Below are 12,286 nucleotides of genomic sequence, written 5' to 3'. Positions count from 1 at the left end.
TAGTTTATCATGTAATGAGAAGGAGCGAAAAGGATTTTGTCGTGCAATGAATTTTTTTTATATGTTATAATAAGCAAGTTGAAGTGAAATGGAGGAATACGATGGACGGGATTTTACCATTATGGAAAGAGCGTGGACAAACAAGTCACGACTGCGTGTTTAAATTACGAAAAATATTAAAGACAAAAAAAATCGGACACAGCGGCACACTAGATCCTGACGTGGATGGTGTCTTGCCCATTTGTATCGGAAAAGGAACGAAGATCGTCGAATACTTGGTTGATTCTGGAAAAGTCTACACCGGGGAAATCACCTTGGGCTTCAGTACCACTACAGAAGATCGATCGGGGGATATCGTTGAACAACAAGCACTAACTCGTCCGTTTACGAAGACAGAAATCGATCAGGCAATGAAAGAGTTGACGGGGACGATTACCCAGATCCCGCCGATGTATTCGGCGGTCAAAGTCAATGGCAAACGACTTTACGAATATGCTCGCAACAATGAAACTGTCGAGCGACCACAGCGCAAAGCAGAAATTTATTCCCTCAAACGAATTTCAGAGCCGGTTTTTCATGAGGACAATACGCAAAGCTGGCGTTTTGAAGTTTCTTGTGGAAAAGGGACTTATGTTCGCACGTTAGCGGTCGACACAGGGAAATTGCTGGGTGTACCCGCGCATATGTCTGATTTGACTCGCTTAAAAAGCGGTGGTTTTTCTAAAGAACAATCTTACACGATTGCAGAGGTGCAAAAGGCACTCGATGAACAACGTGTTTCGGAACTACTGCTACCGGTGGAATATGGGGTATCGGAGTTTGTTCAAGTGACGATCGATGCGGACCTCTGGCAGAAAGTAAAAAATGGCATGCGCTTGCCTTTCAGCGTGTTTGGATTACAAGAGCGCCCAGAGGAATTAGTGGCGATTTTTTATCGAGAACAATTGATCAGTATCTATAAAGCTCATGACAAATACCAAGATATGATGAAACCGGTAAAAGTCATCCGTACAGAAATAGGAGAATGAACATGGAAATCATTGAAATGAGACACCCTTATGATCACGAAACGATTCCTGATGAGGAGATCGTCTTAGTGTTAGGCTTTTTCGATGGCGTACATCTAGGTCATCAGAAAGTCATTGAAACAGGACGAAAGATCGCAGAAGAAAAAGGGTTAAAATTGGCATTAATGACCTTTAATCAACATCCCTCGATCGTTTTTCAAAAAGTCGATCCTGAAAAAATGCAATACCTGACCAGCTTGGCTCAAAAGGAAGCGCATATGGAAAAGCTTGGAGTAGATATTCTTTATATCATTGAGTTTACTTCTGCTTTTGCAAATCTGGCACCACAGGTGTTTGTGGATGAATACATGATCGGTCTGCATGCAAAAGTTGTTGTTGCTGGATTCGACTATACCTACGGCAAGAAAGAGATAGCCAACATGGCGCTGTTACCAACATATGCAGAAAATCGTTTTGAAGTTGTGACTGTCGCGCAAGAATCGTTTGATGAAGAAAAGGTTAGCTCCACACGCATTCGCTCTGCCCTACAAAATGGCGATATGGCACAAGTCAATCGCTTGTTAGGGTATATTTATGAATTTGAAGGAACCGTCGTTCACGGTGATGCTAGAGGACGAGAACTTGGGTTTCCAACCGCGAATATCAAAGTAAAGAGCACCGTTCGGTTGCCAAAAGAAGGCGTCTATGTGACGGAAATCAAAGTCGGTGACAAGTGGTATCCATCGATGGGATCGATTGGTCACAATGATACGTTTGGTCAGGGGCGCCAGTTAACAGTTGAAATCTATATTCTCGATTTTCACCAAGATATCTATGGTGAAACCGTGGCGATCCGCTGGCATCATTTCTTACGTGATCAAGTCGCTTTCAATGGCGCACAAGCGTTGATCGAACAATTAAAGCAAGATGAACGAGACACTGAAACTTATTTTGATGGGCTTTCTGAAGAAAACTAAGCATTCGTAGTGAAAAGAAGCGTTTCTGGCTTCTTTTCACTTTTTCTTTTTCTTTCTTTTTATAACGTAGTTTATTTGAATTCTAATGCTTTCCCCATGAGGAAAAAACGTTTTTTCGATATACTAAAAAATAGGCAAAAATGATAATTTATGCAGAACGCTGCAAAGGGAAAGGGAGAGAAAAAGTGACAATTGGAAAAAAAGCGAAAAAGGGGAAAGAAAAGAAAGATTTAACTAAAATGAAAACGCCTCATACGTATGTCATCATCTTTGGGGTCGTATTGTTGGCGTGGTTGCTGACTTTCTTAGTTCCCGCCGGGAAATTCAGTACACAAGAAATCGAGTATACCGATGCAAATGGGGAAATAAGTACCAGAACGGTCTTGATGCAAGATTCGTTTCGTTATGCCTACCCGTTAGATAACGAATACGTCTATCAACAGTTGAATCAATTGGAAGAGGATCCACAAGAGTTGGAAGAATTAGATGTCGATCCTGAGGCTTTAGCAGCTGTTTTAGCTGAAGGGCCTAAAGAGTTGTCCCAGAGTCAATTAGACGAGGTGGGACTAACCGATGACACCCTTTACAGTCTTTACGGCGAAAAAATTTATGATACTTCTGAAAAACTGCACAAAACAGCCAAGGTTTGGGGAACTGATGACTTTAACGGTTTCGGCTTCTTAAATTTTGTTTTTGAAGGATTGGCTTCTGGTGATAAATACGGCTCAGCAGTTGGGATCGCAGCACTGATCCTAGTGGTCGGTGGTGCGTTTGGTATTATCATGCAGACCGGAGCGATTGATGCGGGGATCTTTGCATTTATCAGCAAAACTCGTGGATTAGAACGCTTGGCATTGCCGCTGTTGTTCTTTGCTTTTTCATTTGGGGGCGCTACCTTTGGGATGGCAGAAGAAGTCATTCCGTTTTCGATGGTCATGGTGCCTTTCGTGATCGCATTGGGGTATGATTCGATCGTGGCGGTCACCGTCACCTATGTCGCCTCCCAGATTGGAAATGCCACCTCGTGGATGAGTCCATTTAGTGTGGCAGTTGCTCAAGGGATCGCAGGTATTCCCGTTCTTTCAGGCGCAACGTTCCGAATCATCATGTGGGTCGTGGTTACCGCACTATCCGCAGGGTACCTCATGATCTATGCCGAAAGAATTCGCAAGAATCCTGAGAAATCGCTAACGTATCAATCGGATGCGTATTTTAGAAATCATCTTGAAAAAACCTCCAGTGAGCAAAAACCATTTTTATTAGGTCATAAATTGATCTTGGTTGAAATGCTGGCGGTTTTGATCTGGATCGTATGGGGTGTGACGCAGAAAGGCTACTATATTCCCGAGATTGCTTCTCAATTCTTTGTTATGGGCTTAGGGGCAGGAATCATAGCGGTTCTTTTCAAATTAGAAAATATGGGCTTGAATGATGTGGCGAGTGCCTTTCAATCTGGTGCCTCAGAATTGGCAGGAACTGCAATCGTTGTAGGGATGGCCAAAGGGATTCTTCTGGTTCTCGGCGGTTCTGATGCCAATGTGCCGTCAGCGTTGAATACGATTTTGCACAGCATCGGCGGATTGTTAAGCAATGTTCCAGCTTTTATTGGTGCCTGGTTCATGTACATTTTCCAAAGCTTCTTCAATTTGATCGTGACTTCAAATTCAGGTCAAGCTGCATTAACCATGCCGATCATGGCGCCATTAGCCGATCTTTTAGGTGTCTCTAGACAGATCGCTGTCTTGGCTTATCAATTAGGCTCGGGCTTTATGGATGCCTTCACTCCAGTATCGGCAAGTCTGATCGGTGTCTTAGGTGTCGCAAGAATCGAATGGGTGAAATGGGCGAAATTCCAGATCAAAATGCAAGGTTTCTTATTTGTATTAGGAACGATTTTTATCTTTATTGCGGTCGCAATCGGCTTGCAATAAGAAGCAATCAGGCACAAGGAGGAAGCACTTATGAAGGTGATACGACAAGCAGAGGTTTACGCTCCTGACTATTTAGGAAAAAAAGATATTTTATTAAATGAAGACAAGATCATTGCTATTCAAGATTCGATTGAAGGAGGATTCTCAGGTGTTCCTCTTGAAGAAATCGATGGCACAGGGTTACTCGCTGTGCCCGGCTTTATTGACTGCCACTTTCATATCTTAGGAGGTGGCGGGGAAGGCGGCTTTCAAAACCGGACACCAGAAGTGAAGTTGAGTCAATTGACCTCTGCAGGAGTAACGACAGTGGTTGGCTGTTTAGGTACTGACGGAGTAGGCAGAGATATGACTGCCTTGATCAGTAAGGCGCGTGGACTAGAGGCGGAAGGCATCACGACTTATCTTTATGACGGTTCGTATCGATTGCCTTTGACGCCCATCACGGATTCCATCATCCAAGATTTTTTGACTATCGATAAAATTATTGGTATCGGTGAAATTGCCGTTTCTGACCATCGTTCTTCACAACCAAGTTTCGAAGAATTTACCCGCGCGGTGGCGGATGCTCGTGTCGGTGGGATGCTTTCTGGAAAAGCAGGCATCGTAAACGTCCACTTAGGTGGAGGAAAGAAAAAATATGAGCTGCTTTTACGAACCATCGAAGAGACAGAGATTCCAATCAGCCAATTTTTACCGACACATGCCAATCGGACCAGCGAGCTTTTCGAAGCAAGTATTGCTTTTGCAAAAATGGGTGGAACGATCGATTTTACGGCGAGTGAAGATCCTGATTTCTGGGAAAAAGAAGACGATGAGGTTCGCTTCAGTAAAGGATTGAAACGTTTGTTAGCAGAAGGGATCGGGCTGGATCAATTTACCATGACCTCTGATGGGCAAGGCAGCCTCCCGTACTTTGATGAAAACAATCAATTCATAGGTCTGGGTGTCGGCAGTTCGCGAGCGCTGATGGTAGGCATTAAAGAAGCAGTCCAAAAAGAGCAGATTCCATTGGAGATCGCCATTCGAGCAATCACTTCCAATCCAGCGAAAGTATTGAAGCTTGATCAAAAGGGACGTCTTGCAGCAGGGATGGATGCTGATATTTGCTTGCTGAACAAAGACTCATTAGCAGTAGAAACGGTTCTAGCAAAAGGCAGAACAATGGTAGAAGAACAAGAAGTAAAAGTGTGGGGTACCTTTGAACAACTAACATAAGAAGAATTCAGTTTTAACAGACTAAGAAACGGTTGTTTTTCTAAACAGAGTTGTAGAAGAAAATAAGCAGCCCGATCCATGACCAGCATTTACTGGACTTGATCGGACTGCTTTTTTCAATTAAACGCAAGTATTCTTAAGCTTGCAACTCATCCAATTTCTTCATGTCTTCTTCAGAAATTTCAAAGTCAACTTTGGCATTGTCAGCAATGTATTCTTCATGAACGGATTTTGGCAATGGCAGAATGTCTTTTTGTAGCAAGTAACGAATTGAAAGTTGTGGAATAGATTTTCCATAGGCTTCAGCAATCGTCTTCACTGCATCGTTATCGAGTAAACGACCAGTAGCGATTGGTGAATAGCCTTCCACTAAAATTTCGTGCGCTTTGCAAAATGTCAATAGTTCTTCATTTGTGCGGCCAATATGGTAAATAAACTGGTTGACCATCGGTTTCACATCGCAATGATCAAAAATATTTTGCAAATCTTTTTGATCGAAGTTGGAAACACCAATCGATTTTATTTTTCCACTTAAGTAGGCTTCTTCTAATGCTTTCCAAACATCGATGTTTTCAAGATAAAAATCTTTGTTTTCTGGATTGTTTCCCATGATTTTCCAAGGACGAGGGGCATGGATCAAAATCAAATCGATATACCCTAAGTCAAGTTTTTTTAGAGAAGCATCAATGCTATCAACCGCTTCTTGGTAGGTCTTTAACTCAGCAGGTACTTTCGTGGTAACAAAAATTTCATCGCGGGCAACGCCTGAATCGCGCACAGCTTTCCCAACCGCTTCTTCGTTTTTGTAAGCTGCCGCTGTATCGACATGTCGATAACCATTTTGAATGGCAAATTTTGTTGCGTTGTAAGCATCTTCTGGAGAAGATTGCCAGGTTCCAAGGCCAATCTTAGGAATTGCCAGTTTGTTCTGCAAGGTAAATGTTTCTTGTAATATCACGTATCTCAACCTACTTTCATCGCTTTTTTTTGTTACATCTTCCATTATAAAACGTTTTCTTGTTTGAAACAAATCAGACGCTGAAACTTTTGAGGGAAATTGACTTTCAAAAGGATCTTTGATACATTATCAGCAACCTAAACACAGAAAGATGTGGAAAAAATGGATTTTGTTAAAGAAGATTTTGCCTATTATCGGCGCTCTTTTGAATTGATGTATCGCAGTTATTTCCGTAGAAGAATGATTGCCCTTGGTGTGGCGATTTTGATTATCTTAGGTTATTTACTTTTGTTACAAGAAAGTTTGCTTTTAAATATCATTTTGCTAGTTATATTGCTAGGCATAATGGCGTGGTTGGTTTCACTTTATCAGCGAGCGAGTGAGGTCGTACTTGCTTTCGAAGAAGAAAATCAGGTGCCGCAAATTCATCAACTGACAGAATTTGAGGATCATTATGCGTTCCAAATGAATGATGGAACAACGATGCGCGTGAAGAAAAACGGCAATCGCAACTTTCCTTCCAATAATAAGCAGTACACGTTGATGGCAGGCTATAAAAAAGTTTTCTTTGTGCAACAACCCTTGATGATTTTTTATTATGACCTCTTGGAGATGAAGTATGATGAAGCGTATCGTTTGAAACGAAACCGCCAAAACGGGTTCAATCGTTGGTCGCGTTATTTCAGTTTTCGCTCCTTTAAGGGATCGATTGGCAATGTCTTTCAATTCTTGCTGGGAAATATTTTCTTCTTATTTATTGCATATCGGTTGATCCGCTATCTGATCGATATTTTGCTGCACATTTTATAACTGTTACCAAGGTGAAGATTCTCATCGTTTTCATAGACTGGTGAAAAAGATGATAGGACTTAATTTTTTTAAAAAGGTATACTTAAGTCAGATAAGACAAGCAATTGTCTTTCATGAATAAGAGTCCTGCTCTTGTTAAGTAAGCCGTCAACAACAGCTTATCTATTGTGGCGCTAACAGTTTGGGGGAAGTGTTAGTTCTTGTAACAAACAGATTTTTTTCTGGGCGGGATAAGAACAAAAGCGGTATTTTACCGTACTTAATAAGAGTAGTGCTCTTTATTTTTTCTATGAATATTTGAAGACATCACTTCTTGGAAGTGGTGTTTTTTCTTGCTTAAAAATAGTCCAAGTGATAGGAGAATTCTAAGAACTATGCTACAATGAGTGCCGGTGCTCTCAGCGGTGGGAGCAAAAAAGAAGGTAGAGGAGAATTACTTAGGAATGCCTGAAGGTCAAACAATAAACGATCCATCTACAAAAAGCGCGCAAAATATTTCTGCGTATATACATATACCTTTCTGTGAACATATCTGCTACTACTGTGACTTCAACAAAGTGTTTTTAGAAGGGCAGCCAGTGGATGAGTACATCGAAGCGTTACTAAAAGAAATTGAGCTGACCCTCTTGCGTCAGCCTCTCAATGAGGCGAAAACGATTTATATCGGCGGCGGGACGCCAACGTCGCTTTCGGCGAACCAACTGGATCGATTGCTGTCAGGTGTGCATGAATTGCTGCCAACACACACAGCCAAAGAGTTTACAGTGGAAGCAAATCCTGGTGATTTGAGTGAAGAAAAAATGCTGGTTTTGAAAAACCATCAAGTCAATCGCTTGTCGATGGGGGTCCAGACCTTTGATAATCGCTTGCTTAAAAAAATTGGCCGCAAGCATACCGCTGAAGATGTTTATTCAACTATTCAGCTGCTGGAAAAACATGATTTTCAGAATGTGACGATCGATTTGATTTATGCACTTCCGGGACAAAGCATAGAAAGCTTCCGTGATACACTGACGCGAGCGATTGATCTCGGGTTGCCTCACTATGCGATGTATTCTTTGATTTTAGAAAACAAAACCATGTTTATGAACTGGGTTCGCCAAGGGAGAATGGCACTGCCTTCTCAAGAAGCTGAAACGCAGATGTTTGATGAGGCGATCGCCGCGATGACAAAAGCTGGATTGAACCAATATGAAATCAGTAATTTTGCACGACCAGGGTATGAGTCCTTGCATAATCTAGTGTATTGGAACAATGAACATTATTTTGGCTTTGGGGCAGGCGCCAGCGGGTATCTTGGACAGACTCGCTACAAGAACAAAGGTCCAATCCAGCATTATTTGAAACCATTACAGGAAAATCAGTTGCCAATCCACGAAATCGAAGAATTGACAACCAGCAATCAAATGGAAGAGGAACTGTTTTTAGGCCTTCGTAAAAAGGTCGGCATTTCAAAAATACAGTTTGCAGAAAAATTCGGGAAGTCTTTTCAGGAAATCTATGGTTCAACGAGCGAACAGTTGATTCAAAAAGGCTGGTTGGCTAGTCAAGGTGACCGTGTCTTTTTAACGAAAGCTGGGATGTTTATTGGCAACGAAGTGTTTGAAGCATTTCTCTTGGATGGAGAAAAATAAGAAAGAACGAGTAAGAGAAGTAGCCATTTCGTGCTGCTTCTTTTTTTGATTTCTTTTTTAGCACTCTCTTAGAAAGAGTGCTAAAAAAGTGATGCAAATACTTGACATTCCTAGCAAATATGGTATATTTATAATCGTGTTAGCACTTAATAGGAATGAGTGCTAACGGAGGAGTGGATAAAATGTTGACACCTAGACAACAAATGATTTTACACCTCATCATCCAAAATTATACGAATACTGGTCAGCCCACGGGCTCGAAGCGATTGATGGAAGATGGGGTTGAAGCTAGCTCTGCCACCATTCGTAATGAGATGAAGGCGCTGGAAGAAGCTGGACTTCTGTTAAAGACACATTCATCTTCAGGGCGTGTGCCGTCAATAAAAGGGTATCGCTATTACGTTGATCACTTATTGAAGCCATCGGAAGTTGACCAAAACGAAATTCAAACCATTCGTCATTCTTTTGGAAAAGATTTTCATGAAATCAATGAAATCATCCAGCAGTCTGCCACGATCTTGTCCAACTTGACTAGCTATACAGCGTTGTCTCTCGGGCCAGATATGAAGGAAAGGAAATTGACCGGTTTTCGAATCGTCCCATTGAATGCACGACAGATCATCGCGATCATCGTGACGGATAAAGGGAATGTCGAAAATCAAGTCTTTACTCTTCCTGAATCGATGAGCAGCGAAGATTTGGAAAAAATGGTAAGGATCATCAACGACAAATTGATCGGTGAGCCTCTAATGACGGTCTACCATCGTTTAAGAACAGAGATTCCTATGATTCTGCATAAGTATTTTCAAACGACTGACGGAATCGTTGATCTCTTTGATACGATGCTGAGCCACATTTTTGAAGAAAAAATCTTCGTCGGCGGGCGAATGAATCTTCTGGATTTTGAACCGACGCAAGATGTTAGTCAGTTCAAATCGATGTATTCATTTATGAAAAATGCAGATCAGCTGACACAGCTGCTGGCGCCAAGAGATTCTGCGATTCAAATCAGAATCGGCTCTGAGCTTGGCAATGACTTGTTACAAAATATGAGTCTGATCCAAGCTAGCTATGAAATCGAAGGTCATGGACAAGGAACGATCGCTTTATTAGGTCCATCAAGTATGCCGTATTCACGGATGTTTGGTTTGATGGAAGTTTTTCGAGGCGAGTTAGCAAAAAAATTGGCCGATTATTATCGCGCATTAGACGCTGCCAATGAATAAGCGGCAATGAAACAAATCGTAGAAGGGATGGTTGAAACGTGACGGAAAAAGAAGAGCGTTTAGATGAAGAATTAGATAAAACTGCTGAAGAAACCGCAGAAACAACTGAATCTTCAAATGAATCAACTGAAACTGAAGCACAGACTCCTCAACCAGAGGAAGAAACAGTGGAAAAAAGCGAATTGGAACTTTTGCAAGAAAAGAATAATGAATTGGAAGATCAATTCCTGCGTGCTCGTGCAGAGATCGCAAATATCACTTCACGTAACCGCAACGAGCGGGAACTTTTACAAAAATACCGCTCGCAAGATCTTGGCAAAAAACTGTTGCCAGCAATCGACAATTTGGAACGAGCGATGGCAGCAGATGTCGATCAAGACCAAGCGGCGAATTTGAAAAAAGGCGTTGAAATGGTTCTTGAAAGTCTGCGTCAAGCCTTAAAAGAAGAGGGAATCGAAGAGATTCCTGCTGAAGGTGCAATGTTCGATCCGAACTTGCATCAAGCGGTGCAGACTGTACCTGCCTCTGATGAAACACCGGCAGACACAATCGTTACTGTCTTGCAAAAAGGGTATAAATTGCATGATCGTGTCTTGCGTGCAAGCATGGTCATCGTTGCACAATAGTTCTTTCTATCTATAAGTAGATGTTTAAATTAAAAAAGGGAGTGTATTACTTATGAGTAAAATTATCGGTATCGACTTAGGAACAACAAACTCAGCTGTTGCTGTCCTTGAAGGCGGCGAAGCAAAAATCATTACGAATCCAGAAGGAAACCGTACCACACCTTCTGTTGTCTCATTCAAAAATGGTGAGATCCAAGTAGGGGAAGTTGCAAAACGCCAAGCAGTGACAAATCCTAATACGATTTCTTCTATTAAACGCCATATGGGTGAAGCTGGATACAAAGTAGAAGTTGAAGGCAAATCGTATACACCACAAGAAGTTTCCGCAATGGTTCTTCAATACATCAAAGGATTTGCTGAAGACTATTTAGGGGAAAAAGTTGAAAAAGCAGTCATCACTGTTCCTGCATACTTCAACGATGCACAACGTCAAGCAACCAAAGATGCTGGTAAAATTGCCGGTCTTGAAGTAGAACGGATCGTCAATGAACCAACTGCCGCAGCTTTAGCTTATGGGTTAGATAAAACAGATAAAGATGAAAAAATCTTGGTCTTTGACTTAGGTGGCGGTACTTTCGACGTATCGATCCTTGAATTAGGTGATGGCGTCTTTGACGTATTATCAACTGCTGGGGACAACAACCTAGGTGGGGATGACTTTGATAACAAAATCATCGATCACATGGTAGCAGAATTCAAAAAAGAAAACGGCATTGATCTTGGAAAAGACAAAATGGCTTTGCAACGTTTGAAAGATGCTGCTGAAAAAGCGAAAAAAGACTTGTCAGGTGTAACAAGTACACAAATCAGCCTACCGTTTATCACAGCTGGCGATGCTGGTCCATTGCACTTGGAAATGACCTTGACTCGTGCGAAATTTGATGAATTAACAGCAGACTTAGTAGAACGTACAAAAATTCCAGTACGTCAAGCTTTGAAAGATGCTGGTCTATCACAATCAGAAATCGACGAAGTGATCTTAGTTGGTGGTTCAACTCGTATTCCGGCAGTAGTTGATGCTGTACGTAAAGAAACCAATAAAGAACCAAACAAATCAGTAAACCCAGATGAAGTGGTAGCGATGGGGGCTGCGATCCAAGGTGGCGTGATCACTGGGGATGTGAAAGATGTTGTCTTACTAGACGTTACACCATTATCATTAGGTATCGAAACGATGGGTGCTGTCTTCACAAAACTGATCGATCGTAACACAACGATCCCTACAAGTAAATCACAAGTCTTCTCAACTGCAGCAGACAATCAACCAGCCGTTGATATCCATGTCTTGCAAGGGGAACGTCCAATGGCTGCTGATAACAAAACATTAGGAAGATTCCAATTGACGGATATTCCACCAGCACCTCGTGGCATCCCTCAAATCGAAGTAACATTTGATATCGATAAAAATGGGATCGTTAATGTTTCTGCAAAAGATTTAGGTACACAAAAAGAACAAAAAATCACGATCAAATCATCTTCAGGTTTATCAGATGAAGAAATCGAACGCATGGTAAAAGATGCTGAAGCAAATGCTGAAGCCGACAAACAGCGCAAAGAAGAAGTTGATCTACGCAATGACGTCGATGCATTGTTGTTCACTGTTGATAAAACATTGAAAGAGCTTGAAGGCAAAGTGGATGCAGACGAAGTCAAAAAAGCGGAAGAAGCTCGTGATGAGTTGAAAGCTGCGGTTGAAGCAAACAACTTAGAAGAAATGAAAACGAAACGTGATGCTTTGAATGAAATCGTACAAAACTTAACCGTTAAATTATACGAACAAGCAGCACAACAACAAGCACAAGAAAATCCAGAAGCTGCACAAGGCGGCGCAGACGATGTGGTTGACGCCGACTTTGAAGAAGTAGACGGTGACGATAAATAATCGCTGTTTGTGAAAAAGCC

The 12,286-nt window shown here is 41.7% G+C and carries 10 protein-coding genes; 9 read left to right on the top strand and 1 reads right to left on the bottom strand.

All coding sequences use genetic code 11. From position 1 onward, the window contains the following. Positions 1 to 101: 101 nt before the first annotated feature. The 4 genes from truB to iadA all read left to right on the top strand — a co-directional run bounded on the left by truB (position 102) and on the right by iadA (position 5,130). Positions 102 to 1,028, top strand: a complete 927-nt coding sequence (gene truB / locus IGI92_RS09070; RefSeq protein ID WP_430606795.1) for a tRNA pseudouridine(55) synthase TruB — start codon at positions 102 to 104, stop codon at positions 1,026 to 1,028. A gap of 2 nt (positions 1,029 to 1,030) precedes the next feature. Next, positions 1,031 to 1,984 (top strand): riboflavin biosynthesis protein RibF, encoded by a 954-nt coding sequence (ribF, locus tag IGI92_RS09065; RefSeq protein ID WP_008378129.1) that lies wholly within the window; start codon positions 1,031 to 1,033, stop codon positions 1,982 to 1,984. A gap of 239 nt (positions 1,985 to 2,223) precedes the next feature. After that, a complete protein-coding gene (yfcC, locus tag IGI92_RS09060) occupies positions 2,224 to 3,915 on the top strand; it encodes a putative basic amino acid antiporter YfcC (RefSeq protein WP_430608491.1) in 1,692 nt (563 codons plus the stop codon). Between the two features lie 30 nt (positions 3,916 to 3,945). Then, positions 3,946 to 5,130 (top strand): beta-aspartyl-peptidase, encoded by a 1,185-nt coding sequence (gene iadA, locus IGI92_RS09055; protein WP_005235636.1) that lies wholly within the window; start codon positions 3,946 to 3,948, stop codon positions 5,128 to 5,130. 136 nt (positions 5,131 to 5,266) lie between these two features. On the opposite strand, the gene IGI92_RS09050 is transcribed toward iadA, so the two are convergent. Beyond that, complete coding sequence (locus tag IGI92_RS09050) at positions 5,267 to 6,133, bottom strand: aldo/keto reductase (protein WP_301389329.1); 867 nt, start codon at positions 6,131 to 6,133, stop codon at positions 5,267 to 5,269. Positions 6,134 to 6,250: 117 nt separating this feature from the next. On the opposite strand from IGI92_RS09050, the gene IGI92_RS09045 reads away from it, so the two are divergent. From IGI92_RS09045 to dnaK, 5 genes are all read left to right on the top strand, one after another. Further along, on the top strand, positions 6,251 to 6,898 hold the full coding sequence (locus tag IGI92_RS09045) for a hypothetical protein (RefSeq protein ID WP_005235640.1): 648 nt from the start codon (positions 6,251 to 6,253) through the stop codon (positions 6,896 to 6,898). Positions 6,899 to 7,341: 443 nt separating this feature from the next. Then, positions 7,342 to 8,532 carry a radical SAM family heme chaperone HemW gene (hemW, locus tag IGI92_RS09040; protein WP_301389331.1) on the top strand — a complete coding sequence of 397 codons (1,191 nt, stop codon included), beginning with the start codon at positions 7,342 to 7,344 and terminating at the stop codon, positions 8,530 to 8,532. 182 nt (positions 8,533 to 8,714) lie between these two features. Then, positions 8,715 to 9,758 (top strand): heat-inducible transcriptional repressor HrcA, encoded by a 1,044-nt coding sequence (gene hrcA, locus IGI92_RS09035; protein ID WP_005225934.1) that lies wholly within the window; start codon positions 8,715 to 8,717, stop codon positions 9,756 to 9,758. Positions 9,759 to 9,796: 38 nt separating this feature from the next. Then, positions 9,797 to 10,384 carry a nucleotide exchange factor GrpE gene (gene grpE / locus IGI92_RS09030; protein ID WP_005235647.1) on the top strand — a complete coding sequence of 196 codons (588 nt, stop codon included), beginning with the start codon at positions 9,797 to 9,799 and terminating at the stop codon, positions 10,382 to 10,384. Between the two features lie 52 nt (positions 10,385 to 10,436). Further along, positions 10,437 to 12,266 (top strand): molecular chaperone DnaK, encoded by a 1,830-nt coding sequence (gene dnaK, locus IGI92_RS09025; RefSeq protein WP_005235649.1) that lies wholly within the window; start codon positions 10,437 to 10,439, stop codon positions 12,264 to 12,266. The last annotated feature ends 20 nt before the right edge of the window (positions 12,267 to 12,286 follow it).

It is taken from the genome of Enterococcus sp. DIV2379, from assembly GCF_050542965.1.
In the GTDB taxonomy this organism is placed as follows: Bacteria; Bacillota; Bacilli; order Lactobacillales; family Enterococcaceae; genus Enterococcus_D; species Enterococcus_D entomosocium.
The sequence above is the reverse complement of the archived record's forward strand: the minus strand, read 5'-3'. Positions and strand labels throughout refer to the sequence as shown.